At 63.3% G+C, this 25,073-nt stretch carries 28 protein-coding genes and 1 tRNA gene; 20 read left to right on the plus strand and 9 right to left on the minus strand.

What is annotated here, in order from left to right:
- The first annotated feature begins 40 nt into the window (after positions 1–40).
- The 5 genes from ACSU1L_RS00870 (at position 41) to ndk (ending at position 6,753) form a co-directional block, all read left to right on the plus strand.
- Positions 41–895, plus strand: coding sequence for an endonuclease domain-containing protein (locus ACSU1L_RS00870; RefSeq protein ID WP_439254289.1), 855 nt, complete (start codon positions 41–43; stop codon positions 893–895).
- A gap of 340 nt (positions 896–1,235) precedes the next feature.
- Positions 1,236–4,565: an isoleucine--tRNA ligase gene (ileS, locus tag ACSU1L_RS00875; protein WP_439255025.1), complete on the plus strand. Its 3,330-nt coding sequence runs from the start codon at positions 1,236–1,238 to the stop codon at positions 4,563–4,565.
- Positions 4,558–5,910, plus strand: coding sequence for a bifunctional folylpolyglutamate synthase/dihydrofolate synthase (locus tag ACSU1L_RS00880; RefSeq protein ID WP_439254291.1), 1,353 nt, complete (start codon positions 4,558–4,560; stop codon positions 5,908–5,910). Before ileS ends, ACSU1L_RS00880 begins: the two co-directional genes overlap by 8 nt.
- Positions 5,907–6,335, plus strand: coding sequence for a DUF4233 domain-containing protein (locus ACSU1L_RS00885; RefSeq protein WP_439254292.1), 429 nt, complete (start codon positions 5,907–5,909; stop codon positions 6,333–6,335). Before ACSU1L_RS00880 ends, ACSU1L_RS00885 begins: the two co-directional genes overlap by 4 nt.
- A gap of 1 nt (position 6,336) precedes the next feature.
- Positions 6,337–6,753, plus strand: a complete 417-nt coding sequence (ndk, locus tag ACSU1L_RS00890; RefSeq protein WP_438255429.1) for a nucleoside-diphosphate kinase — start codon at positions 6,337–6,339, stop codon at positions 6,751–6,753.
- Between the two features lie 71 nt (positions 6,754–6,824).
- Here ndk and ACSU1L_RS00895 read toward each other — a convergent pair whose 3' ends face one another.
- Positions 6,825–7,442, minus strand: coding sequence for a vitamin K epoxide reductase family protein (locus ACSU1L_RS00895; RefSeq protein ID WP_439254293.1), 618 nt, complete (start codon positions 7,440–7,442; stop codon positions 6,825–6,827).
- Positions 7,443–7,723: 281 nt separating this feature from the next.
- Here ACSU1L_RS00895 and ACSU1L_RS00900 point away from each other — a divergent pair, with 281 nt between their 5' ends.
- The gene (locus ACSU1L_RS00900; protein WP_438255431.1) at positions 7,724–9,931 is read left to right on the plus strand and encodes an Rne/Rng family ribonuclease; all 2,208 of its coding nucleotides are present in this window, start codon (positions 7,724–7,726) and stop codon (positions 9,929–9,931) included.
- Here the strand turns inward: ACSU1L_RS00900 and ACSU1L_RS00905 are convergent.
- The gene (locus tag ACSU1L_RS00905; protein ID WP_438255432.1) at positions 9,893–10,162 is read right to left on the minus strand and encodes a DUF4031 domain-containing protein; all 270 of its coding nucleotides are present in this window, start codon (positions 10,160–10,162) and stop codon (positions 9,893–9,895) included. The genes ACSU1L_RS00900 and ACSU1L_RS00905 overlap by 39 nt on opposite strands.
- Positions 10,163–10,374: 212 nt before the next feature.
- Here ACSU1L_RS00905 and rplU point away from each other — a divergent pair, with 212 nt between their 5' ends.
- From rplU to ACSU1L_RS00960, 11 genes are all read left to right on the plus strand, one after another.
- The gene (gene rplU / locus ACSU1L_RS00910) at positions 10,375–10,683 is read left to right on the plus strand and encodes a 50S ribosomal protein L21 (protein WP_438255433.1); all 309 of its coding nucleotides are present in this window, start codon (positions 10,375–10,377) and stop codon (positions 10,681–10,683) included.
- 20 nt (positions 10,684–10,703) lie between these two features.
- On the plus strand, positions 10,704–10,961 hold the full coding sequence (rpmA, locus tag ACSU1L_RS00915) for a 50S ribosomal protein L27 (RefSeq protein ID WP_438255434.1): 258 nt from the start codon (positions 10,704–10,706) through the stop codon (positions 10,959–10,961).
- A gap of 108 nt (positions 10,962–11,069) precedes the next feature.
- Entirely contained in the window at positions 11,070–12,581 is a 1,512-nt protein-coding gene (gene obgE / locus ACSU1L_RS00920) for a GTPase ObgE (RefSeq protein WP_438255435.1), read from the plus strand.
- Positions 12,578–13,387 (plus strand): glutamate 5-kinase, encoded by an 810-nt coding sequence (proB, locus tag ACSU1L_RS00925; protein ID WP_438255436.1) that lies wholly within the window; start codon positions 12,578–12,580, stop codon positions 13,385–13,387. The genes obgE and proB overlap by 4 nt, the downstream gene beginning before the upstream one ends.
- A gap of 48 nt (positions 13,388–13,435) precedes the next feature.
- A complete protein-coding gene (locus tag ACSU1L_RS00930) occupies positions 13,436–14,689 on the plus strand; it encodes a glutamate-5-semialdehyde dehydrogenase (protein WP_439254294.1) in 1,254 nt (417 codons plus the stop codon).
- A 52-nt stretch (positions 14,690–14,741) separates the two neighbouring features.
- On the plus strand, positions 14,742–14,969 hold the full coding sequence (locus ACSU1L_RS00935; RefSeq protein WP_438255438.1) for a hypothetical protein: 228 nt from the start codon (positions 14,742–14,744) through the stop codon (positions 14,967–14,969).
- A 5-nt stretch (positions 14,970–14,974) separates the two neighbouring features.
- Positions 14,975–15,577, plus strand: coding sequence for a nicotinate-nucleotide adenylyltransferase (nadD, locus tag ACSU1L_RS00940; RefSeq protein ID WP_438255439.1), 603 nt, complete (start codon positions 14,975–14,977; stop codon positions 15,575–15,577).
- On the plus strand, positions 15,574–16,620 hold the full coding sequence (locus ACSU1L_RS00945; protein ID WP_439254297.1) for a hypothetical protein: 1,047 nt from the start codon (positions 15,574–15,576) through the stop codon (positions 16,618–16,620). The genes nadD and ACSU1L_RS00945 overlap by 4 nt, the downstream gene beginning before the upstream one ends.
- Entirely contained in the window at positions 16,620–17,000 is a 381-nt protein-coding gene (gene rsfS / locus ACSU1L_RS00950) for a ribosome silencing factor (RefSeq protein WP_438255441.1), read from the plus strand. The genes ACSU1L_RS00945 and rsfS overlap by 1 nt, the downstream gene beginning before the upstream one ends.
- A 1-nt stretch (position 17,001) precedes the next feature.
- The gene (locus ACSU1L_RS00955; RefSeq protein WP_439254299.1) at positions 17,002–17,691 is read left to right on the plus strand and encodes an SDR family oxidoreductase; all 690 of its coding nucleotides are present in this window, start codon (positions 17,002–17,004) and stop codon (positions 17,689–17,691) included.
- Between the two features lie 77 nt (positions 17,692–17,768).
- Positions 17,769–17,939, plus strand: coding sequence for a hypothetical protein (locus ACSU1L_RS00960; RefSeq protein WP_439254300.1), 171 nt, complete (start codon positions 17,769–17,771; stop codon positions 17,937–17,939).
- 14 nt (positions 17,940–17,953) lie between these two features.
- Here the strand turns inward: ACSU1L_RS00960 and ACSU1L_RS00965 are convergent, their stop codons facing one another.
- The 5 genes from ACSU1L_RS00965 to ACSU1L_RS00985 form a co-directional block, all read right to left on the minus strand.
- Positions 17,954–18,286, minus strand: a complete 333-nt coding sequence (locus ACSU1L_RS00965) for a cupin domain-containing protein (protein ID WP_439254302.1) — start codon at positions 18,284–18,286, stop codon at positions 17,954–17,956.
- 37 nt (positions 18,287–18,323) lie between these two features.
- On the minus strand, positions 18,324–18,458 hold the full coding sequence (locus ACSU1L_RS00970; protein ID WP_439254303.1) for a putative transporter small subunit: 135 nt from the start codon (positions 18,456–18,458) through the stop codon (positions 18,324–18,326).
- Positions 18,455–20,128, minus strand: coding sequence for a sodium:solute symporter family protein (locus ACSU1L_RS00975; protein ID WP_439255026.1), 1,674 nt, complete (start codon positions 20,126–20,128; stop codon positions 18,455–18,457). The genes ACSU1L_RS00970 and ACSU1L_RS00975 overlap by 4 nt, the downstream gene beginning before the upstream one ends.
- 447 nt (positions 20,129–20,575) lie before the next feature.
- Positions 20,576–21,730 carry a calcium:proton antiporter gene (locus ACSU1L_RS00980; RefSeq protein ID WP_439254304.1) on the minus strand — a complete coding sequence of 385 codons (1,155 nt, stop codon included), beginning with the start codon at positions 21,728–21,730 and terminating at the stop codon, positions 20,576–20,578.
- A 141-nt stretch (positions 21,731–21,871) separates the two neighbouring features.
- Positions 21,872–22,447 (minus strand): TetR/AcrR family transcriptional regulator, encoded by a 576-nt coding sequence (locus ACSU1L_RS00985; RefSeq protein ID WP_439254305.1) that lies wholly within the window; start codon positions 22,445–22,447, stop codon positions 21,872–21,874.
- Between the two features lie 119 nt (positions 22,448–22,566).
- Here ACSU1L_RS00985 and ACSU1L_RS00990 point away from each other — a divergent pair, with 119 nt between their 5' ends.
- Genes ACSU1L_RS00990 through ACSU1L_RS01000 form a run of 3 tightly spaced genes read left to right on the plus strand, consistent with a single transcriptional unit; the run spans position 22,567 to position 24,394 of the window.
- Positions 22,567–23,553, plus strand: a complete 987-nt coding sequence (locus tag ACSU1L_RS00990) for an alpha/beta hydrolase family protein (protein WP_439254306.1) — start codon at positions 22,567–22,569, stop codon at positions 23,551–23,553.
- A gap of 29 nt (positions 23,554–23,582) precedes the next feature.
- Positions 23,583–24,083, plus strand: coding sequence for a hypothetical protein (locus ACSU1L_RS00995; RefSeq protein WP_439254307.1), 501 nt, complete (start codon positions 23,583–23,585; stop codon positions 24,081–24,083).
- Complete coding sequence (locus ACSU1L_RS01000; RefSeq protein WP_439254308.1) at positions 24,080–24,394, plus strand: transcriptional regulator; 315 nt, start codon at positions 24,080–24,082, stop codon at positions 24,392–24,394. The genes ACSU1L_RS00995 and ACSU1L_RS01000 overlap by 4 nt, the downstream gene beginning before the upstream one ends.
- 123 nt (positions 24,395–24,517) lie before the next feature.
- Here the strand turns inward: ACSU1L_RS01000 and ACSU1L_RS01005 are convergent, their stop codons facing one another.
- Positions 24,518–24,883, minus strand: a complete 366-nt coding sequence (locus tag ACSU1L_RS01005) for a 2'-5' RNA ligase family protein (RefSeq protein WP_439254309.1) — start codon at positions 24,881–24,883, stop codon at positions 24,518–24,520.
- A 98-nt stretch (positions 24,884–24,981) separates the two neighbouring features.
- Positions 24,982–25,057: transfer RNA gene (locus tag ACSU1L_RS01010), tRNA-Ala, on the minus strand.
- Between the last annotated feature and the right edge of the window lie 16 nt (positions 25,058–25,073).

Below are 25,073 nucleotides of genomic sequence, written 5' to 3' on the forward strand. Positions count from 1 at the left end.
AGCGCCACGGCTGTGCCGATGCTGTGCCACAGTCTCGTTCATGCATCCACGCGCACGTCGAGATATCTCCCTCGAAGTCGCAGACCTCGGCGGTGTCGCACGAGTGTCCGCGCTGATCGATCTCGGGTTTCGTCGTGCCGATTTCGACGCTGCTCTTGCCACCGGTGCGATTCAGCGCATCAGGCAGGGGTGGGTGGCCCTGCCTGATGCGTCGCCGCTGCTGGTCTCGGCTGCGCAGCGCGGGGTCGTGCTCTCCTGTGTGACGCAGGCCCGCCGGCTCGGAGTCTGGGTGCATGACCAGAACCCGGGCGTGCACGTAGCAGCGACCCCGGGGAGCGCAGGCGGGAAGCCGACGCACATCCGCGTGCACTGGTCCAAGCCGTTGATTCCCCGCCCACCGGGGGTGCTGGAGGATTCGATCGAGAACGTGCTTGCCATCATCGCGGAGTGTGAGCCGTACGAACAGGCTCTGGCGACCTGGGAATCGGCGCTCAAGCTCGGCCTGATTGCCCGTGAGTCGATGGGGAATCTCCCGCTTCGTCCGTCCGCTCGTCGACTGCTGAGCGAAGTGCAGCCGTTCGCGGACGCCGGAACCGAGAGCTATCTGCGTCCGCGCCTGCGCTGGCTGAAGCTCCCCATTCGGACGCAGATCTGGATTGCCGGGCATCGTGTGGACGCCTTGATCGGTGACCGGCTCGTGCTGCAGATCGATGGCGGACACCATGTCGGCGAGCAGCGTTCCGAAGATATTCGGCATGACGCGGAGCTCAAGCTCATGGGTTACCACGTGATCCGCATCAGCTACGACCAACTGATGGATGAGTGGCACATGGTGCAAGATCTCATCATGCGCGCTGTTGCGCAGGGGCTGCATCTCGCTTCCCGACGTGCCTGAGCCGCGCAGCCCGAGCGCATACCCCGCAGGACCGCATCAATCTCGCAGAGATTCGCCTCAAACCTGCGAGATTCGTGATGTTCTGCGAAGTTCCTGCGCAGCGCCCTCCGCGCGTACAATGGACGTACACGCTTTGATCCGGCCATCACCGGGGAGCTCTCGGAAGAACGCAGGTGACTGCAACTAGAACCGAGCGGGGCAGGCCCGTCATCGCCGCAGTGAGAGTGGTTCATCGATCCCTGAGTTTGTCGAAGGGGCGAAGAGCACGTGGGGTGGTACCGCGGTCTTTGCACAAGATCGTCCTCGCAAGCAGCATCCGCCCACGACACTGCGAGACATGATGACCTACCCACGCCCTTCGGCCAGCGCAGGCACCTCAGCCTTCGGCCCCGCCGCCGTTCCGTCCAGCCCGCGGTTCCCGCAGATCGAGCAGGAGATCCTCGACTTCTGGAAGCAGGACGACACCTTCCGGGCATCCATCGCCCAGCGTGACGGCGCCGACGAGTGGGTCTTCTACGACGGCCCTCCCTTCGCTAACGGGCTGCCGCACTACGGTCATCTGCTGACCGGATACGCCAAGGACCTCTTCCCGCGCTTCCAGACCATGCGCGGTAAGAAGGTCGACCGTGTCTTCGGCTGGGACACCCACGGTCTTCCCGCCGAGCTTGAGGCGATGAAGCAACTCGGACTCACCGAGAAGGCCGAGATTGAAGACATGGGTATCGACGTCTTCAACGAGAAGGCGAAGAGTTCCGTTCTTGCCTACACCGAGGAGTGGAAGGCGTACGTCACGCGTCAGGCGCGCTGGGTCGACTTCGACCGCGGGTACAAGACGCTCGATCTCGGTTACATGGAGAGCGTGCTGTGGGCATTCAAGACCCTGTACGACAAGGGCCTCGCCTACGAGGGCTACCGTGTGCTGCCCTACTGCTGGCGCGATGAGACACCGCTGAGTGCCCACGAGCTGCGCATGGACGACGACGTCTACCAGATGCGTCAGGACCCCTCTGTGACGGTCTCCTTCCCTCTGATGGGATCGGATGCTGAGGCCCAGGGCCTCGCCGGCGTGCGCGCCCTCGCGTGGACGACGACCCCGTGGACGCTTCCGACCAACGTCGCGCTCGCCGTGGGGCCGGAGATCTCCTACGTGGTCGTGCCGCATGCCGAAGGCACTGAACGCTACCTGCTCGCCGTCGACCTGTTGGGCGGCTACGCGAAGGAGCTCGGTTACGAGGATGCGGCATCCGCATCCGCAGCCGTCGAGCGCGCCATCACCGGCGCCGAGCTCGGTGGCCTGCGCTACGAGCCGCTGTTCGACTACTACACGGACGTTGAGACGTACGGCACCGAGAACGCGTGGCAGATCCTCGTCGATGACTACGTCACAACCACCGATGGCACCGGTATCGTCCACCAGGCCCCGGCCTACGGTGAGGATGATAAGCGGCTCAGCGATCAGGCTGGCATCCCGACCATCCTGTCCCTCGATGACAGTGGCAAGTTCCTGCCGAACGTCACCGACGTCGCCGGGGAACTGTGGATGGATGCCAACCGTCCGTTGATCCGTCTCATCAAGGACAGCGGACGTCTGATCCGTGAGGCGAGCTACGAGCACAGCTACCCGCACTGCTGGCGCTGCCGCAACCCCCTGATCTACAAGGCGGTGTCGAGCTGGTTCATCCGCGTCACCGACATCAAGGACGACCTGCTCGCGAACAACGAGCAGATCACCTGGGTGCCGGAAAACGTCAAGGAGGGCCAGTTCGGTAAGTGGCTCGAGGGTGCGCGCGACTGGTCGATCAGCCGCAGCCGCTACTGGGGCTCGCCCATCCCGATCTGGAAGAGCGACGACCCGGAGTACCCGCGCGTCGACGCGTACGGTTCGCTTGAAGAGCTCGAGCGCGATTTCGGAGCGCTGCCGCGCAACCCCGAGGGCGAGATCGACCTGCACCGTCCGTACATCGATCACCTGACGCGCCCGAATCCGGACGATCCCACCGGCGCGAGCACGATGCGCCGTATCGAGGACGTCTTCGATGTGTGGTTCGATTCGGGATCCATGCCGTACGCGCAGGTGCACTACCCGTTCGAGAACCAGGAGTGGTTCGACTCGCATTCGCCGGCGGACTTCATCGTCGAATACATCGGGCAGACTCGTGGCTGGTTCTACGTGATGCATGTGCTCTCGACGGCGCTGTTCGACCGGCCTGCGTTCACCGGGGTCAGCTGCCATGGCATCGTCCTGGGCAGTGACGGCTACAAGATGTCGAAGTCGTTGCGCAACTACCCGGACGTCTCCGAGGTGCTCGACCGTGACGGCTCCGACGCGATGCGCTGGTTCCTGATGTCGAGCTCCGTTCTTCGCGGCGGCAACCTCGCGGTCACGGAGGAGGGCATCCGTGCGGGCGTCCGGGAGTTCCTGCTTCCGCTGTGGAACTCGTGGTACTTCTTCGTCACCTACGCGAACGCGTCCGGCGATGGCTACGAGGCCACCTGGCGCACCGACTCCACCGACGTTCTTGACCGCTACATCCTCGCCCGCCTGGGCGATCTTGTGCGGGACGTGGCATCCGATCTCGAGGGGCTGGACTCGACGACGGCATCCGCTCGCCTGCGTGATTTCGCCGAGGTGCTCACGAACTGGTACATCCGCCGATCGCGCGACCGGTTCTGGGTGGGTGTGACCGACGAGCCGAAGAGCCGTGAGGCTTTCGACACGCTGTACACGGTACTCGAGACGCTCTGCCGGGTGGCAGCGCCGCTCGTTCCGCTGGTCGGCGAGAAGGTCTGGCAGGGGCTCACCGGTGGGCGCAGTGTGCACCTGACGGATTGGCCGGATGCTGATGCGTTCCCCGCAGCCGACGACATCAAGGGCGCGATGGATGCTGTGCGCGAATTCTCCAACGTCGGCAATGCGCTACGTAAGAAAGAGAAGCTGCGTGTGCGCCTGCCGCTTGCCCGGTTCAGTGTTGTTTCACCACTTGCCGATTCGCTCGGTCAGTTCGAGGACATCCTGCGCGATGAGCTCAACGTCAAATCCGTTGAGCTGGTGAAGCTCACAGACACCGCAGCCGCCGAGTACGGCATCAGCCATCGCCTCAGCGTCAATGCCCGTGCGGCCGGCCCGCGTCTGGGTAAGCAGGTGCAGCACGTCATCAGGGGTGCACGTGCTGGGCTCTGGGAAGAACGCGATGGCGTGGTCGTCGTCGACGGCATCGCGCTGGAACCATCCGAGTACGAGATGGCTTTGGAAACCTCCGGCCGGCCCGAGGGCGAAGCCCTCGCGATCCTCCCGAGCGGCGGCTTCGTGCTGCTTGACACGCAGACGACCCCGGAGCTGGAATCCGAGGGTATGGCGCGTGACGCCATCCGGGTCGTTCAGGAAGCGCGAAAGAACGCCGGTCTCGATGTCAGTGACCGTATCGTGCTCGCACTCAACGTCTCGGCGGCGAACGCGGAGGCGTTGCAGGCACACGCTGAGCTGATCGCGGGGGAGACCCTCGCTATCGGATTTGCCGTGCAGGCGACCGATGACATTGATGAGCTAGTGCAGAACGTTACGAACCCCGGCGACGGAGTCTTCTGTAGTGGCGCCACGACGCTCGGATCAGAGAAGGCAGCCATCATCGTGACGATCGATACGAACATCGAGGGAGCGAAGAATGTCTGACCGCAACCGCGCCGATGCTGTGTATGACGCGCTGCTGGCTCGCGCCGGCGAGCGGTGGGTGCAACCGCGCATGGAGCGCACCGCCCGCATCCTCGAGCTGCTCGATGATCCGCAGAAGACGTACCGCGTCGTGCACATAACCGGCACCAACGGCAAGACGTCGACCGCGCGCATGATTGAGAGTCTCCTGCGCGCGCACGGCCTGCGCACCGGCCTGTTCACCAGCCCGCACCTGGAACGCTTCACCGAACGCATCAAGATCGACGGCGAGCCCATCGCGGATGCTGCGATCGCTGACGCCTGGGACGAGATCGAACCCTTCGTCGGGATTGTGGATGCTGAGCTCGAAACGGCTGGCGACGAGCCGCTGACCTTCTTCGAACTGCTCACTGTTCTCGCTTTTGTCGCGGCATCGGATGCTCCGGTCGATGTGCTCGTTCTCGAAGTGGGCATGGGCGGCGCATGGGACTCGACCAACACCGCCGACGGCGACGTTGCGGTGTTCACGCCCATTGCCATCGACCACGTCGACCGCTTGGGCAGTACGATCACCCAGATCGCCGAGGTCAAGGCCGGAATCATCAAGCAGGGTGCAGCCGTCGTGTCAGCGCAGCAACCGGATGACGTGGCCGCTGTGCTGCGCCGTGTCGCAGCAGAGCAGGACGCAACGATCGCGTTCGAGGGTGACGAGTTCGGTCTCGCGGAGCAGAAGCTCGCCGTCGGCGGGCAGCTGATCACGATCCGCGGTCTGGCCGGCGTGTATGTCGAGGAGTATCTGCCCATATATGGTGCGCACCAGGGGCACAATGCAGCTCTTGCTGTCGCGGCGGTCGAGTCGCTGATCGGCGGCGCATCACAGCGCATCGCCGATGACATCATCACAGATGGTCTGCAGGGGGCGACGTCTCCTGGACGCCTGCAGTTGCTCGGCATCGCGCCGACGGTGATCGTGGATGCAGCGCACAATCCGCACGGTGCGAAGGCACTCGCTCAGTCGTTGGACGACAGCTTCGACTTCGATGAATGGGGCCTGGTCATCGGTGTACTCGCCGACAAGGATGCAGCCGGGATTATCGCTGAGCTCGCCCCGGCCGCAGCGCACATCTTCGCGACGTCTCCGACATCGGAGCGCGCGAGCGACGCCGACCTGATCGGCGATCTCGTCGAGGCGACCGGGCATCGTGTCACGGTTCTCCCCGCGCTCGCAGATGCTGCCGACGCCGCTCGAGAATGGGCAGCCTCGTCCGAGCGCCGCGCAGTGGTGATCGCCGGATCCATTGTGCTCGCTGGTGAGGCCATGCTGCTCGCGGACGAGGAAGACTGGAAGTCAGGGTGGCACGCATGAATGATCCAGCAACCGCTCCTCGTCCCGCGCGTGCTCCGCGCACACTGGTACAGAAGCTCGCGCCCATGGTGCTCGGCTTTGAAGCGATCGTGGTCATTCTCGCCGGCCTTACGATTTTCGGCCTGAATGCTCTGCCGGACGGTATCCCGCAATGGTGGGCGATCGTCGGTGGCGCCGTCGTTGCGCTGGCGATGGTCGTCGTCGCCGGCATGATCACCAAACCCTGGGCCATCGGGGCCGGATGGGTGCTGCAGGTCATCGTGGCGCTAGCGGGAATCTTCGTTCCTGCCATCGTGATCGCGGCGCTGGTTTTTGGCGGCATGTGGGCATATGCGACGATCATGGGGGCCCGGTTGGATGCACAACGTCCAGCCGTCGCGAATCCGAACAGTTCTGAAACCGAAACTCACACAGAGAGTGATTGACATGGCCACCGAAGAAACCCTTGTCCTCGTCAAGCCGGACGGCGTCGCCCGCGGACTGACCGGATCCATCCTTGCCCGCATTGAGGCGAAGGGCTACGCACTCGTGGACATTCGTCTCGTCGAGCCCGACCGCGACCGTCTCGCGGCCCACTATGCAGAACACGAAGGCAAGCCCTTCTACGAGCCGCTGCTGGAGTTCATGATGTCGGGACCTTCCGTGGCGATCCGCCTCGCAGGCAACCGGGTCATCGAGGGCTTCCGCTCGCTCGCCGGCACGACTGACCCGACGGGGGCTGCGCCAGGAACCATCCGTGGCGACTTCGGTCGCGACTGGGGCCTGGCCGTGCAGCAGAACCTCGTGCACGGCTCGGACAGCCCAGAATCCGCAGCCCGTGAGCTGGGAATCTGGTTCGCCTGATCTGAGCTGAAAAGCACGAAGCCCGCGACCTGAGGTCGCGGGCTTCGCGCTTTTTCTGGGTCGCTGTCGCGTCAGAAGATCATGCCGACGACTTCGCCCAGCAGATCTAGACCACGCATCTGGATCATTGTGATGATGACGGCGTAGGCCAGGATCGTCGCCAACGGCACCCAGGCCATCAGGCGGTCAGCGCGCGCCATCACTCGCTCGGAACGGGTGAAGGTGCCGTTACGGAACAGGTGCACCATTGTTGCCAAGAACGTCGGAATCGTGACGGACCAGGTCAGCATGCAGAACGGGCACAGGTAGCCGAGGTTGGTCGCGTAGAGGCTCTGCGAGATCAACCAGCAGATGAAGACGAACGCGAAGGTGATGCCGGCGCCGAAGGCCGCCCAGAACCACCGCGGGAACTTCGCACCGGCGAGAATAGCCACCCCGACCACCAGCGGAGCCATCCAGCCGGTCAACCCGATGATCGGATTGGCGAAACCGAAGACCTCGCCCTGCCACGAGTCGAGGTTCTTGCCACACTGGATCATCGTGCTGATGTTGCAGCTGAGATCGGCATCCGGGTTCGCCAATTGGATGAACTTGTCGATCGTGAGCTGGAAAGCAGCCCACCAGCCGATGATGCTGGCAATGATCAGCCATACAGCGTAGAAGGTGGGCCGGGTGCGCTGCTCGCTCATATCCGGATTATCTCAGCGAACGCTATGGATGCGACGTGAAGTGCGCCGCGAATAACATCCGTGGACCCCGGATGCCGCGAACTGGCCAACATGGTGCGATAATGAGCTGAGATGCATGCGCTCGGCGTGCCGTACGAAGCATCGACGCAGACTTCGGGGTCCAATGCCCCTCGCGACCAGAGCTACGAGCCGGTCGCAAACCTAGTGAGTTCGCGGAACCTGCGGGTGCCGCATGAGAATTCGCGGAGCACCGGGTGTTCCGCGCAGGGAGTAAGCCAGAGATGGCCGATGAGAACAATGACAACAACACACCTACCATCGACGAGAACGCGGAGAGTCCGATAACGCCGGAAACCTCCGTGATCGAGGAGGTCGAAGCCGAACAGCCGCTGACCGCTGTCGCGCTGGGGCTGATCCCCGAGGTGTTCGTCTCGCAGGTTTCCACGCAGCTGCACTTCTACGCGCCGGAGATCGTTCCGTTGCCTGCGCTCGCGGGTCCTGATCACGGAAGCCACCGCGACCGTGATCGCGATCGTGACCATGACCGCGATCACGAGGAGTCGGGTTCCGGACGCCGTGGGCGCCGCCGCCGTGGCGGCAGCACGGACACGGACGAACAGCGCGACGAGCCGCGTCAGCGCCAGCGTGTTGTTGAGTACATCACCGAGCCGAAGGCGATCAAGGGCTCCACGCGACTTGAAGCCAAGAGACAGCGTCGGCGGGATGGGCGCGACGCCGGACGGCGCCGCCCGGTCGTGACCGAGGCGGAGTTCCTCGCTCGGCGCGAATCGGTTGACCGCAAGATGGTCGTGCGTTCGAAGAACGGACGGACCCAGATCGGTGTGCTTGAGGATGCTGTGCTCGTGGAGCACTACGTCGCGCGCAACCAGGACGCGTCCCTCATCGGCAACGTCTACCTCGGCCGCGTACAGAATGTGCTGCCGAGCATGGAAGCCGCCTTCGTCGACATCGGCCGCGGACGCAACGCAGTGCTGTATTCCGGAGAGGTCGACTGGGACGGCGTCGAGACCGGAAATCAGCCGCGACGCATCGAGCTCGCACTCAAGCCCGGCGACCGAGTTCTCGTGCAGGTCACGAAGGATCCGGTGGGCCACAAGGGCGCTCGCCTGACCAGCCAGATCTCATTGCCCGGCCGCTACCTGGTGTACGTGCCCGGTGGGTCGATGAACGGCATCAGCCGCAAACTTCCCGATAACGAGCGGGCACGCCTGAAGCGGATCCTCAAGGAGGTGCTGCCCGAGTCCAGTGGCGTTATCGTCCGGACCGCGGCTGAAGGCGCCACTGAAGACCAGTTGACGCGCGATGTGCAGCGCCTGACTGCTCAGTGGGAGCACATCCGCAAGCAGGTCGACAGCCAGCAGGCTCCGGCACTGCTGCACGCTGAGCCCGACCTGCTGGTCAAGATCGTGCGTGACGTCTTCAACGAGGACTTCACGAAGATGCTGATTCAGGGCGAAGAGTCCCAGAACACGATTCGGGGGTACCTCGAAAGCGTTGCCCCTGATCTGCTGGAGCGGGTCGAGCCCTACGAGGACGAGACGGATCCGTTCGACGCTTTCCGGATCACCGAGCAGATCGAGAAGGCGCTTGACCGCAAGGTCTGGCTACCGTCGGGTGGATCGCTGGTCATCGACCGCACCGAGGCGATGACTGTCGTCGACGTGAACACCGGCAAGTTCGTCGGGTCTGGCGGAAATCTCGAAGAGACGGTCACGAAGAACAACCTCGAAGCGGCTGAAGAGATCGTCCGTCAGTTGCGGTTGCGTGACATTGGCGGCATCATCGTCGTCGACTTCATCGACATGGTTCTCGAATCTAACCGCGACCTCGTGTTGCGCAGGCTCATCGAATGCTTGAGTCGTGACCGTACGAAGCACCAGGTTGCCGAGGTCACCTCGCTGGGTCTGGTGCAGATGACGCGCAAGAAGCTCGGTCTGGGACTGCTGGAGACATTCAGCGAAGCCTGCGAGGTCTGTGCAGGCCGCGGCGTCGTCGTGCATCACGATCCGGTCGTGAAGCACCGTTCGAGCTCGAACAACTCCGGTCAGTCGAACAACCGTCGCCAGCGCGGCGGAAACAGTAACCAGCAGAACCAGAACTCGCAGGCTCCGAGCCCTGTCGCGCACAGCATCCCGGAAGGGGCAAAGACCGCGCTCGCACAGATCGCTGCGTCGACGCTTGCGCCGGTAGCTGATGCACCCGTCATCGTTCCGGTCGTCGAACGCGAAGAGCCGGTGGCGTCGGAGCGTCCGAAGAAACCGCGCAAGAAGCGTTCGTCCGATCGCGGCAAGGCGCCCAAGACTGAAGCTGAACAACTCCTGGATTCGGTCCTGGATGCACTTCCCGAGCCGAAGGCTCCGGGGCAGGGGCGCAACCGTCGCCGGGTGACGACCGCTGCGCTGACCGGAACGCCGATCTCGGTGAACTCGTCAGCGACTTCGGTCGCGAGCGGGGATTCGGAGTCCTGAGGCGATCAATCTCCTGGTGAGCTCTTTGCCGCCGACCGGTACGGCACCGGCGGCAATGAGTCGGGGGACGGCGTCCTCAGGCACGTCATAGTGGTCGAGGTCGAAAGATCTCGCCGGCAGGTGATTTTGGCGCGCAAATGCGTGGAGTTCGTCTAAACTGAAGTCACTGACCAGATGAGACCAACGACGTCCGTGCGCGGGCCAGATGGGATCATCGATCAGTAGGGTCACGCCGTGATCCTACTGTTGCGCGACACGGTAGAGGCTCGCTTTGCGAGTGAGCCTCTGATCCGGTAAAGTTGTCCCTTGGTGCGCGAGCTGAGTCGTCCCCACGTGTAAGTGCGGTACAGCCGGGCTCGCACCGTCGGACTTGCGATGAACGCAGGCACAGTCTTCCCGTGAGATTTACGGAGCGTTCAGCTCCCCAACGAAACAGGTATCAAGTGGTTTACGCAGTAGTGCGCGCCGGTGGACGGCAGGAGAAGGTCGAGGTCGGCACGATCGTTCAGCTCGATCGTGTTCAGGCAGCCCAGGGCGAGAAGATCGAGCTTCCCGCTGTGCTCCTCGTCGACGGCGCTACGGTGACCACCGACGCTGACACGCTCGCGAAGGTCAAGGTCACGGCTGAGGTCGTCGGCAACCTCCGCGGCCCGAAGATCGTCATCCAGAAGTACAAGAACAAGACCGGTTACAAGAAGCGTCAGGGCCACCGCCAGGAGCTCACGCGCGTCAAGATCACCGGCATCAAGTAAGCACAGAAGAGGCTCAGGACATGGCACACAAAAAGGGCGCAAGCTCCACCCGTAACGGTCGTGACTCCAACGCCCAGCGTCTTGGCGTAAAGCGTTTCGGCGGCCAGCAGGTCAGCGCAGGCGAGATTATCGTCCGTCAGCGCGGCACGCACTTCCACCCCGGCGCAGGCGTCGGCCGTGGCGGCGACGACACGCTGTTCGCTCTGGAAGCGGGCGCGGTCGAGTTCGGCGCGAAGGGCGGCCGCAAGGTCGTCAACATCGTCGCTGCTGCTCAGTAGTCGCAACACAGTAGACATCCAGACGGGGCGGGCTTCGGCCCGCCCCGTCTGCGTATCCGCACTCGGCCGGTCGCTGAGCCTGTCACAAGCAGGGACTGAGAGGGACACATGGTTACGTTCGTCGACACGGTGAAGCTGCAACTGCGCGCCGGTAAGGGCGGCAACGGTTGTGTCTCCGTTCACCGTGAGAAGTTCAAGCCCTTGGGCGGCCCGGACGGCGGCAACGGCGGCGATGGCGGCAACATCACCCTGGTCGCCGACCCGCAGGTCGGAACACTGCTGTCGTACCACCACTCACAGCACCGTTCTTCCGGCAACGGCGGATTCGGCATGGGCGATCACCGCGCCGGCTACGCCGGTGAAGAACTGGTGTTGCCCGTTCCGGTAGGCACGGTCGTGAAGAAGGTGGACGGCGAGGTCCTGGTCGACATGGTCGCACCAGGCCAGCGCGTTGTCGTCGCCGAAGGCGGACGTGGAGGCCTCGGAAACGCTGCGCTGGCCACGACCAAGCGCAAGGCCCCTGGCTTCGCGCTGCTGGGCACGCCGGGCTTCGAGGGCGAGATCATCCTCGAGCTCAAGACCGTTGCCGATGTGGCGCTGGTGGGATACCCCTCGGCCGGTAAATCGAGCTTGATCGCGGCTGTGTCTGCTGCGCGGCCGAAGATCGCCGACTACCCGTTCACAACGTTGCATCCTAACCTCGGCGTCGTGCAGGCCGGGGAATCCCGCTACACGATCGCGGATGTCCCCGGGCTCATCGAGGGAGCAAGTGAGGGGCGCGGGCTGGGCCTGGAGTTCCTCCGTCACGTCGAGCGCTGTTCGGCGCTGTTGCACGTGCTCGACTGCGCGACGCTCGATCCCGGACGCGACCCGATCTCTGATCTTGACGTCATTCTCGCCGAACTCGCAGCGTACGAGGTTCCAGAGGGGCAGATTCCCCTGCTTGATCGCCCGCAGCTGATCGCACTCAACAAGATCGACGTTCCTGAAGCTCGTGATCTCGCTGATCTCGTCCGCCCTGAGTTGGAAGCGCGCGGGTTCCGCGTGTTCGACATCTCGACGGTCTCGCATGAGGGGCTTCGCCCGTTGACATTCGCTCTCGGCGACATCGTCGAGCAGCACCGAGCGCAAAACGCTGTCGAGATGCCGGCTGAACCGATCGTCATTCGCCCGCGTGGTTCGGAGAAGGCGTTCACTATCCGGATGGAGGGTGGCTCCTACGGGAACTACTACCGGATTATCGGCGATAAGCCGGTGCGCTGGGTGCAGCAGACGGACTTCCAGAACGAAGAGGCCGTCGGCTATCTCGCCGACCGGCTCGAGCGTCTCGGCGTCGAGGAGGAGCTCTTCCGCCTCGGTGCGACACCGGGCGCCACCGTCGTCATCGGCGAAGGCGAGGGGCTCGTATTCGATTGGGAGCCGTCCGTGCGTTCGGCTGCCGAGCTGGTGGCGGCACCGCGCGGAACCGATCCTCGACTGGCCCCGAACTCGCGTCGCACCACGCAAGAGCGCCGCGAGCAGTACTACGAGCGCATGGATGCGCGAGCAGTGGAACGGGCCGAGCAGGAGCACAAGCGTCGTGTCACGGCCGAGGAGGACTACGACGGAGAAGGCGCATGACCGCACGTACGCGTGCGGAGCTTGCGCACGCCGAGCGCATCGTCGTCAAGGTCGGTTCCTCGTCCATCAGTGGTGAGTCGTCGTGGCGTATCCCGATGATCGTGCACGCGCTGGCTTCGGCGCATGCCCGTGGCTGCGAGATCGTCCTGGTCTCATCCGGTGCCATCGCGACGGGGATTCCCTATCTGGATCTGGATCTGGAAGCCCGACCGACTGATCTGGCGACCCAGCAGGCGGCGGCAGCAGTCGGGCAGAATGTGCTCGTGTACCGCTATCTCGAAGCGTTGCGTCCCTTCAAGATCGTCGCCGGTCAGGTTTTGCTGACCACCGGTGATCTGGAGCAGGTCACCTCGCGCAGCAACGCGCGCCGAGCCATGGATCGGATGCTGAGCCTGCGCGTGATCCCGATCGTCAATGAGAACGACACGGTGGCGACGCAGGAGATCCGCTTCGGCGATAACGACCGGTTGGCCGCCCTGGTTGCGCAGTTGATCGAGGCGGATGCCCTGGTGCTGTTGAGCGACGTCGAAGCGCTGTACACGAAACCGCCGTCGGAGCCGGGTGCTGAACCGATCGACGTCATAGCCGCCGATGCCGACCTCGCCGGGATGGAATTCGGTGCGACCGTGGTCAACAGTGTCGGTACCGGAGGTGCAGCCACGAAGGCGTCCGCAGCGCGGCTGGCGGCAGCATCCGGAATCGGAGTTCTGGTGACCAGTGCGAATCTTGTCGACAGTGCGCTGAAGGGCGCCGATATCGGTACCTGGTTCGAGCCTGCTGAGCAGGCCGTGTCGCCCATCGGCTGAAGCGTCATACGCGGCGCCCGCCGGACGCAGTCTCGATAAGCTGGCGGCATGACCGTCGAGACCCCGCAGCACCGGCTTTCGCGTGCGAAAGAAGCTTCACGTGCGACCGCACGCCTGACCAGCGATGAGAAGGCCAAAGCGCTGGAAGCGATCGCCCACGCCCTCGAGGCGAAGGCGGCCGACATCATCGAGGCGAACACCCGTGATGTCGAACGTGGACGCGCAGATGGCATCGGTGAGTCTCTCATCGATCGGCTGCGGCTCGACGAGCGGCGGGTCGCGGCTCTCGCTTCGTCGGTCCGAGAGGTCGCAGCCCTCGCCGATCCGGTCGGACAGGTGCTCGGCGGACACCGCATGCCCAATGGTGTCGCTCTTGAACAGGTCCGCGTGCCCTTCGGGGTGGTGGGAGCCATTTACGAGGCCCGCCCCAACGTCACTGTAGACATCGCTGCGCTGGCGCTGCGCTCCGGCAATGCGAGCGTGCTGCGCGGTGGCAGTGCAGCACGCGAATCGAACACGGTGCTCGTTCAGGTCATGCGCGATGCACTGACGAACGCCGGCATCACAGCGGAGGCGATTCAGACCGTGGACGACTTCGGTCGGGACGGCGCCAAGGCTTTGATGCAGGGGAGAGGCTTCGTGGATGTTCTCATTCCGCGCGGTAGTGCAGGACTCATCGAAACCGTCGTCACCGAATCGACGGTGCCGGTCATCGAGACGGGCGCCGGTAACGTGCACATCGTCCTCGACGAGAGCGCGCCGGACGAGTGGGCGCGGGACATCGTCGTGAATGCGAAGGTGCAGCGTCCGAGCGTGTGCAACGCGGTGGAGACCGTGCTCGTACTGCGTGCGGCAGCACCGCGGCTGATTCCGCTGATCGGCGCTGCGCTGAAGAGTGAAGGCGTTGCTATCCACGGTGACGATGTGGTGGCGGGCCTGGTCACCGAAGTGATTCCGGCAACGGAAGAGGACTGGGCCACCGAGTATCTCGGCCTCGAGATCGCGATCAAGGTCGTTGACACTCTCGATGAGGCGCTGGCACATATTCGTGAGTACAGCACCGGCCACACCGAGTCGATCGTGACGACGGATTCTCGCAGTGCCGAGCGATTCCTCGCCGAGGTGGACTCCGCGGTGGTGATGGTGAATGCATCGACGCGTTTCACAGACGGCGCCGAGTTCGGCTTTGGAGCCGAGGTCGGGATCTCGACGCAGAAACTGCACGCGCGCGGGCCGATGGGACTGTCAGAGCTCACCAGCACCAAGTGGCTGGCGCGTGGGTCAGGTCAGACCCGCGGCTGAGCGATAGGATGGGGGAGCGTCTACTCGCAACCGGTCACGAAACGGAGTCAGGATGAACCTCATCGCACAGCTTGCGATGGCCACCGCCGAAACTGAGCACCACGGGAACGTGGCTGCGGAGACATTTATCTTCGGTGTCATCGCCGCGATCCTGTTCGGGCTGCTCGCGTTGGTTACGTTCTCGTACCGCCATGTTGCCAACCGTCACTCGGCTAAGGCAGAGGCCTGGGCCAAGCAGCACGGTGTTGACGGACACGGCACCGACGGACACGGCCACTAGGGCGTATGAAGACGACGACCACGCGTGCCCCCCGTATCGGAGTGATGGGCGGGACGTTCGACCCGATCCATCATGGGCACCTGGTCGCGGCGAGCGAAGTTGCGCACTCGTTCGACCTTGACGAGGTTGTCTTCGTCCCGACGGGGCATCCCTGGCAGAAGGCGAATGTCAGCCCCAGTGAGCACCGCTATCTGATGACGGTGATCGCGACCGCATCGAACCCTCAGTTCACGGTGAGTCGCGTCGACATCGACCGTGGCGGTCCGACCTACACGAAAGACACGCTGCGTGACCTCAAGAATGAGCGTCCGGATGCTGAGCTGTTCTTCATCACCGGAGCAGATGCCGTAGCGCAAATTCTCAGTTGGAGGGACCATGATGAGTTGTGGGAGTTGGCTCATTTCGTCGCGGTCTCCCGTCCTGGGCACGAGCTGAGTACGGATGGCCTGCCGAGCGAGAATGTCAGCCAACTCGAGGTTCCGGCATTGTCGATCTCGTCGACTGCATGCCGTGACCGTGTAGGTGACGACCAGCCCGTTTGGTACCTCGTTCCGGACGGCGTCGTCCAGTACATAGCGAAGCATCATCTGTATCGGAGCAAGGCATGACAACATCGGATCAGCCGGGAAGCCAGCCGCTGACCCGCAAGCAATTGCGAGAGATGCGTCTGACCGGCACCACGCCGATCATCAGCGAAGAAGACGCTGCGGCGGCAAAGGTCGCGCCCGTTCCGTCGCCCGCCCCGCCCGTCGCATCCGCTCCGGAACCCGAGATCGATCCGGAAACCGGCGAGGCGCCGTTGACTCGTCGCCGTGTTCGACAGCAGGAGCTCATTCGTACCGCATCTGTTCCGGTTATCGAGCCGGAGCTCGTCGACGATGACGCTGTTTCGACCGAAGAAGCTGTCGATGAAGAATCTGTCGACGAAGAAGCCGCGACCGAAATGCCTTTTGCCGCAAAGTCGGCGATCGAATGGGATGTTGTCGAACCCGTTGCTGTCGAACCCGTAGCCGTCGAAGAGTCCGATGAGACGGATGAACTGGCCGTTGAAGAGCGGCCCGCAGAAGCAGACCTGCCGACCGCTGAAGACGAGCCCGTCGACGAGAACGTCGTCGATGAGAACGTCGTCGATGAGAACGTCGTCGATGAAGCCCCTGTAGTCAATCCCGAGTTCGGCAAGGAACTGTTCACCGAGCAGTCCGCTGTTCCCGCCTTCACACCGTCGTTCGATGAACTGATCACTTCGGACTCGGGTGGATCACAGAACCTCGCACCGAACACCCTGATCTTCACTCCGTCCGCAGGGGAGGGCTCGCTGTCCGGGCCCGTTGCTTCTACCGGCGAGATTCTGGTCACCGGCAGCTACGAACTGCCGCGGGGCATCGGCTCGCAGGGGCACGCCCACGGCACCGCCGACGGCAAGGAAGCAGACGCCGTTCTCATCGATGGGGAACTGCCTCCGGCATCCTCACCCACGCCGATCGCAGCCAGTGCCGCGGTCAGCACGATCAAACCCGCCGGCGAGGTCATCCGCCCACCGGCGCCCGAAAAGGGCAACAAGCTCATGCTGACTCTGGCGATTACCGCCGGTGGTCTGGCGCTCGTCCTGGCGGCGGCTCTGGTCATCGCCTTCACCTCGAATGTGTTCTAATGCAATCACCTGAAACAGCCGAAGAGATGCTGCAACTCGCCGTAGACGCCGCTTCCTCCAAAGGGGGAGAGGATCTCGTCGCGCTGAACGTCTCAGAGCCTCTGCCGCTCGTCGATATTTTCCTGCTCGTTACCGGAAACAGCGAGCGCAATGTCGCCGCGATCGCCGATGAGGTCGAAGACAAGCTCATCGAGGCGGGACATAAGCGCGTCCGCCGCGAGGGCCGCGCAGAATCGCGATGGATTCTCCTGGACTTCGGCGACCTGATCGTGCACGTCTTCCACTCGGAAGAGCGCGTGTTCTACGGGTTGGAGCGCCTGTGGAAGGACTGCCCTGTCGTGCCGTTCGAGCTGACCGAGACCGCCTCCGAGCGTCCGTAGCATGGCTGTGCATCTGATCACCGGCGCCGGTTCCGGAATCGGTGCAGCACTGACACGCCGCCTTCACGAGCGTGGTGACGAGCTCGTTCTTCTCGCACGGGATGCCGGTCGAGCACGCGCGATCGCTGCCGAGTTCCCCGGCGCGACGACCCTCGTCGGCGACTTGAGTCAACCGGGACGTCTTTCCTGGGCGTTCTCGAAGCAGCCGCTGCCGGAGCGCATCGATTCGCTCATCCATATCGCCGGAGTCGTCGACCTCGGCCGCGTTGCCGACCTTCCGCCGACACTGTGGGAGCAGCAGCTGGCCGTGAATCTGATCGCTCCCGCCGAGCTGACGCGACTGATGCTACCGGTGCTGCGCGTGTCGCGCGGTCAGGTGCTGTTCGTGAACTCGGGTGCTGGTCTGCGGGCGAACGCCGAGTGGGCGGCGTATGCGGCATCCAAGCACGGCCTCAAAGCTCTCGCCGACGCGTTGCGCGCCGAGGAAGCAGAGCACGGTGTGCGGGTGAGTTCGATCTTCCCCGGACGTACGGCGACGCCGATGCAGGAGCGAGTACATCAGCAAGAGGGCACCGAGTACGTGCCCGAGCGCTTCATCGACCCCGAGTCGGTCGCGACGACGATTCTCACCGCCCTCGACCTGCCACGCGACGCACAGATCACGGATCTCTCGGTTCGACCCGGCGTCTGATTCCTTGTAGCTTCGCACTCCGATGGGCGCAAGGGCCTCGGAGTGTGTGCGCCTGCGACCTATCGTAGGAGGCTGTTATGGCCGGTGCACGCCTGGCTGGCGAGCGTGGAACGCGCCACACGGTCGTCGAGTCCGAGCCCACCGGCGGCATCGGCGACGGCGGAGGTCAGTCGTCTGCGCCAGTGATCGTCGGTGACAAGTCCGAGACGGATGCGAACGGGATGCCGTTGGAGAACCCGTCCGGCTGATCAGCAGGGTCTGGCTACTCCACCGAGCGTCGCACCGTCAGCAGGAAGACGCTGTCCTGCTCTGCTCTGACGCTGTGCCGCTCGGGCGGAATCGGGATGACGTCTCCGGCAGTGAGTTGCCAGTGCCTGTCCTGCCCGTTGAGCTGCACGCTTCCGACGAGCACCTGCAGCGTCGCCTCCGGCGGGCTCTCATGCTCGGGAAGCTCAGCCCCCGCGAGGAGGGCCATGGCAGTCTGACGCAGGACAGCGTCGCGACCGCCATAGACCGTCTCCGCGGCGCGCTGGGCGTTCGTTGAACGTGCCTTGGACAGCAGTTGCTCCTGAAGCGCCGTGAGATTCGTGATCATGTGATCATCATCGCACTTGGGAATCCCGTGAAGGGCGTCAGATGATCTGACGCCCTTCACGCTTGGCCTCGCGCGCATCCTTGGTGAATGCACGAATGATCACGGCGAGTACGCCGATGACCGCAACCGGCCAGACCAGCACATATGCCGTCAGCAGAATGATCTCCATCATGCGTCCTTTCCTGTGAATGCCGTGGTGCCAGTGACATCCGCGTCTTTCACGACGGTTTCGGCCTGCGCGATGATCTCGGATTCTGCAGTGTCGAAGTCACCGGTGCGCTGTCTGATGAGGTTGAAGTCGAAGCGTTTGGTCTTATTCATCATCGTCAGAGCGACGCATACGACAGTGCTGACCGCATAGGCGACCAGCGATCCCGACAGCACGGGGTATGTGTGCAAGAATCCGATCGCGAACGGGGCGGATGCCACGGTTGCGACAGTTCCGACGATGAGAGCGACCCTCAGACCGAAGAACCCGAACGACATGAGCGCCAGCACGACGCCGATGCCGATCACCGATACCACGTCGCTGACCACGCCGAGCCCGCCGGACAGATCGACCCACTCGAAGCGCACCGGCAGGAACGCGGCGAGGGCTGCGACGACAGCGACGCTGAATGCGACGTTGGTGACGCGGTTCCAGTAGAAGCTCGCGATCACGGGGAACACGAGCGCACCCCACATCGCACCGACGAAGACGAGCAGATCGAGGATGTTGAACTGCATCGACGCGAAGCCCAGTGCTGCCGCAGTCGCTCCGACCATGGTGAGTCGGCCGACGAGCAGCATCGTCTTCGGGTTGGCGTTCTTCTTGCCGGCGATGTTCTGACCGTAGATGTCCGCCATCATGATCGATGAAAGTGCCGTCATATCGGCATCTGCGGTCGAGGACAGCGAACCGATGATCATGACGAAGAACAGGCAGATCAAGACAGGTGGCAGATAAGTTGCCGCCATCTGTGGAATCAGGTTGTTGACGTCGCCGCCCATCGGCTCGATGCCGGCGTACAGCGCGATCACTCCGAGCATGCCGATACCGATAATGCTCGCGCCGTACCCGAAGGTGGCGGTGATGAACGTTTTCTTGATCAGATCCTCGCGCACGGCGAACAGGCGCTGGGCGATGGTCTGGTTGCCGATCGCGTAGGCGAGTACGGCAGCGATGTACGGCGCACCCTGGTTGAAGAACGCGTCAGAGGAGAAGAAGTCTCCCTGTTGCGGAGTGAGGTTCTTCGCTCCCGCGACGAACAGATCAGGCCCGCCTGCGGCGAAAAAGATGATCGGGACGATGATCGCTACGGCACCCAGGATGGCTACGACCTGCGCGAAGTCAGTCAGCACCGAGGCTCGGAAACCGGACCACAGTGTGTAAGCCAGCACGCCGATCGCGATGGCGACGATGCCCTGCGTGAAGGAGAACGGCGACAGCATCGAGATGAGCGCACCACCAGCGATCAGATTCGAGGTGAGGCTGATAACGCTGCCGAGCACGTTGGATCCGGCGAGCATGAGTTGGCTGGAGCGGCCGTGTCGGGCGAACATCACTTCGGCGATGGTGTGCGCCTTCGGCGCGACCTTGCGGATACGACGGCCGAAGGGGTAGATGAGCAGAATCATCAGGGCACCCCAGAGCCCGTAGTGAATAGGGCCGGAGATGCCGTACGTGTAGCCGGATGTGGCTGAGGCATACATTGACGATGCCCAGATCCATGTGGCGGTCATCGATGCGGCAGAGATGCCGAATCCGAGCTTGCCGCCGGCAGTCATGTAGCCGTCGGCGTTCTCCTTCTTCTTGGAGATGCGAATCGACATGTACAGGCTGCCGCCGAAGAACAGCAGCATGAGCAGGACAACGATCGGTCCTGACAGTGTTTGGAGGTCTCCCACCGGTGGTTCTCACTTTCTCGTCTTGGTGCGGCAGGCGCCGCTGTTTGAAAAGAGAAAGTGCGTGCTAAGTGGGGGAGTAGTGAGAGGGGGTGGTGATGGGCAGATGAATCGATGATGCTGTCAGCATGACGGGGAACGAACCTGGGTCACTGAGGTGCATGGCAGCACACAGACGAGAGACCCGGGGTGCGACTCCTTTCGGTTCGGGGTGCTTTGAGGCGCGCCGAATTACGGTGCATCCTCGAGGGGGAAGTAGATCGGTTGCGGTTGTCGCGCAGTCGGGCGCGTCCCGCGTGAGAGCGCGCAAGCGCTCCCTGCTCGTGAGGCCACGAGCATCCTTTCCACCATAGCAAGGTCTGGACGCGCCGGATTCCGGGGCGTTTCCAGCGCGGTGGACAGTTGTCAGCTGAAGAGAATGATCGCGTAGACGGCGAAGAGGGCGAGGTGCGTTGCCCCGTGCATTGCCGTCACGCTCTTCGCGGCGAAGGTCGTGACGGACAGCAGCAGCGTCGCGCCGAGCATCAACAGGTTCGCCGGTGATTCCGCGAGGATCACGGTCTGGCCGGTGAGCATACCGATCACGAGCACAGCCGGAATAGTGAGTCCGACGGTCGAGACGAGTGCGCCGTGGCAGAGGTTGTTCACACGCTGGGCCTCGCCGCCCAGTGCTGCACGGACGGCGGTGATGGATTCAGGGAGGAACACGATGGCGGCGATGAGTACGCCGGCGAGTGCGGCCGGTGCGCCGAGGCGGCCGAGGCCGTCGTCTAGGAGCGCAGCCATATCGTGTGACAGCAGCACGATCGGGACGACGGTGATCACGAGCAACGTGAGACGGACGAGCACTTCGGTGCGGTGTGTGCGGATCACCTGCCGGACGCCGAGCCTCCCAGTCGCGGTCTGGGTCGCGTGCTGCGGGGCAGACGATACTCGCTCATCGACCTCGACGAAGTCCCCTGCCTGCGATCCCATCTGGCGGAACAGGAAAAAGCTGTAGAGCACGAGTGTGATGACGATGATCGGGAATTGCTGCGTCGGCGTGTACGAGCCGTTCTCTCCGATGAGCGCGGGCAGGGCGAACGCGAGCGCGACGAGCACGACGAGCATCGCGAGATACGCCGAAGTACCGGTTCGGTTGTGAGTCATACCGCGGTGACGGATGCCGCCGACGAGCAGGGCGAGGCCGACGACGAGGTTGAGGATGATCATTGACACCGCCATGACGGAGTCGCGGGCGATCGTGGCATGCTCGCCGGGGCCGAGCATGACCGCTGAGATGAGGATCACCTCGATGAGCACGATCGAGAGGGTGAGCACGAGCGAGCCGTAGGGATCACCGAGACGATGGGCGAGTGCTTCCGCCTGCTTCACGACGCCGAACGCGCAGACCAGGATCACGGCGATGATCACGACGAGCGCGATGATCAGCAGTGCCGCCGGGACTGGTGCTGCGAGCAGTGGACGGACGAGCAGTAGCGCGCCGAATGCGCTCCAGCCGAGTACGACGCGGACGATGTCGGATGCTCCGACCAGGTGTTTCAGATCTGTGGGGGACACCACGGGCTCCTTGATGGGGCCGTCCCCTGATGATGCACCTGCCGAAGGTCGTCCCTCGGTGTCACTGACTACCGTCAGGGTAGCAAATGCCTATGAGACGGCCGTTGGCAGCCCCTAAAGTGAGTCGCATCTAGCAGCGTGTCAGCGAGCACCCGGGGCTAGAACGCCCGAAATGAACAATTGCACGAGAGTATCTGCCTCATACCGATCGTCGCTCGCTGCACCGATGCAGAGGTTCCCGACTCCTCTGAGTACGTTGTAGGCATTCACCGAGGGCACTGCGTGTGCAGACTCGCGCGCTGCCTCGAGGAGCGCGGCGCACACGGGGACGAGCCGGTCAACGAAATAGGTGTGCAGAGCGTCGGATCCGGCGCTGTCTCCTTGCATTGCGCCGGCGAGTCCGTGCTTAGTTACGAGGAAATCCACGAACAAGGCCAGCCAAGCCCGCAGAGCCGCCTCTGGCGTCGCGCTCTCCGCGAGCAGTCGTGGTCCCGCATTTGCGCATGCCTCGACCTGGTGGCGGTAGACCGCAACCACCAGCTCCGGACGCGTCGGAAAGTGGCGGTAGATCGTCCCCACGCCGACGCCAGCCTTTGCCGCGATCTCCCGTACCGGGGCATCAACTCCGGACGTCACGAACACTGCTGCCGCTGCGCTGAGCAGTGTTTCGGCGCTGCTTCTAGGGCGACCAACCTGCTTGGAACGAGCAATGGTCATGTGACATCCCATCGAAACTGGCGGCGTGCATTTGTGTTTCGGAACGTTGTTCCGTATTGTTGCGGAACAATGCTCCGATAACTACTATCGCACAGCGCCCCCTGAGGAAGGAACCTGTCATGGCTTCATTCATCGTCGACACGCTGGACGGCATCGTTGGGGGAGGCGCTCCGGTCGTCTCCGTCGCTCCCGTCGAGTTGTCCGCCTCGGGGCGACCTGTCCCATTGGAAGTTCGAGTGTCTGCCCCGGCAACCGGCACGAACCTCCCCATCGTCGTGTTCTCTCACGGGAACGGGTGGAACCTCGACGGGTACGCGCCGCTGACGGCGTTCTGGGCCTCCCGCGGATTCGTCGTGATTCAGCCGACGCATCTGGACTCGCGCCGCAATGGGTTCGGTCTCGATCACCCGGTTTTCCCGTCGATTTGGTCTGAGCGGATCGCGGATCTCACGCGCGTCTTAGACCAGCTCGACACGATCGAGGCAGCCGTCCCGAGCCTTGCGGGGCGCGTCGACCACAGTCGCGTTGCCGCCACCGGTCATTCCTGGGGTGGGCAAACCGCTCAGTCGCTCCTTGGCGCACGGATCCTCAATGATGCAGGCGAAGTCGGTGAAGATATGTCTGACAGCCGCGTTACCGCGGGCATCCTGTTCTCAGCAACCGGTGTTGGTGGTGACGACCTGCACCCGTTTGCGCAGGCGAACTTCCCGTTCATGCGACCCTCGTTCCGGGAGTTGGCCACGCCAACCCTCGTCGTTGCGGGCGACCAAGACCAGTCAATGATGTCGAGTCGCGGACCCGATTGGTTTGCCGATGCCTTCACGTACAGCCCGGGAGCTACCGACCTGCTCTCCTTCTACGGCGCCGAGCATGCGTTGGGCGGGATCGTTGGATATGAAGTCGCCGAGACCACCGACGAGAACCCGGAGCGGGTCGCGGTGATCCAGCGGATGAGCACGGCCTATCTTCGGACCGCTCTGCATGTCGATGAAAGCAACTGGCCCGCAGCCCGAGCTGCCCTCAGCGAGAGCGCCGATCCGATCGGCCGCGTCGATAGTAAGCAGCGCACGGCACCGCACGATGAAGCGCGAAAAGTTACTTTCTAAAAGTGTAAATCACACATAGACTTTCAATTATGGAAAACGATTCTTCGGGAGATTCTCCGAAACCCCCGGCACAGCCGACATCAGCGCAAGCACGCGAGGCGCTAAATACCCTCGACGCTGATGGTAAGAGCTTGTCTCAACGGGTTGTCACTCCCTGGTGGTACCACACGGCGCTTGGGCTGATCGTGGCACTGCTCGTGGGATCGCAAGCATTCTCGGGCCCAGCGTCAATTATGGTGGTGGCCCTCAGCATTGTGGCCATTCCAGTTCTCACCATGACCTACAGCAGTCGCTATGGAGTGACGGTCACCCAGCCGGCAGGACCGCTTAGTAGGCGTCTGCTCCTGGTGACGCTAGGGGTAGTCCTTCTGGCGTTCCTAGCAGGGGTTGCGATTAAGGTCGTCGGCGCCAGCCCGTGGTGGGTTGCTATTCCCGCGGTTGTTGCATTCACTGTCACTCTCGTCTTGGGCCGTCGATACGACGACGCCCTCCGGAACGAGATTGCCGGCACGAGAGACCAGACGCGATGAGCGCCAAGATCATTCCTATGTTCAACGAGGTGATTCACTCTCCGACGCGCCTCCGTATCTGCGGACTGCTGCGGCGCGTGGCGGAATTGGAATTTGGGGTGATTCGTGAGGCCCTTGAGATCACTGACGTCAATCTGTCGAGAAGCCTCAAGATACTCAGTGAAGCGGGCCTCGTCGCCGTCAGAAAAGAAAGCTCGCCCCTCCGCGCGGATGCCCGAAAACTTACGTGGATAGCGATCACGCCAGACGGAAGTCGCGCTCTGGAAGGCCACCTTGCCGCTCTCGCCAGCATCGCGGATGGCGACGTCTGAGGGGACCCCAGCTCGAGCGAAGTAGTAGCGGAAGATAGCGTGGGGCGAACGCGCTCGCCCCGATGGCGTCTCATCACATGACGGACGTACGAACGCCGCGTCTTCCAGCAGTTACGGCGGAGGTCATTTGTCCTTGCCCAGCGAGAGCGGGAAACGTCTCGCCTCGTGCCATCGGCCGTGTGAGCCCTCTACGAGGAGGACGACGGCAGATGCTGTCCCGCTCAGTGGCAACTCCGCGGCGATAGCTCGCTCAGCCTCTTGCAATTCTTCATAGCCAGCGGAGTCGCCCACCGTGGCATGGGGTACCGGCGCATCGTGTAACCCTCCGTAAGGCGGATAGGCCGGGAATACGTGTGTGACTGCTGCAGTGAGCTCAATAAACGGGGCGGGCGATTCTGGCGCGAGCCACGCATCGACGGCCAACTTCTGTCTCAGGGCAGCAAGCGTGGCTGATGCTGGTGCCTCAATGATCAACGCTGTTCGGGGCATACCTCGATGCTAAGCGAGGTCATTCCTGCACTAGTCGGACCGCCGCGCGGGCTAGGCATACAAAACGAAGAAGCCCCCGGTTTCCCGGGGGCTTCTTTTGGTGGACCTGAGGGGATTCGAACCCCTGACCCCCTGCATGCCATGCAGGTGCGCTACCAACTGCGCCACAGGCCCGTCTTGCTTCCCCGGG

Origin of the sequence: Microbacterium sp. A94 (assembly GCF_051842855.1) — a bacterium.
GTDB lineage: Bacteria > Actinomycetota > Actinomycetes > Actinomycetales > Microbacteriaceae > Microbacterium.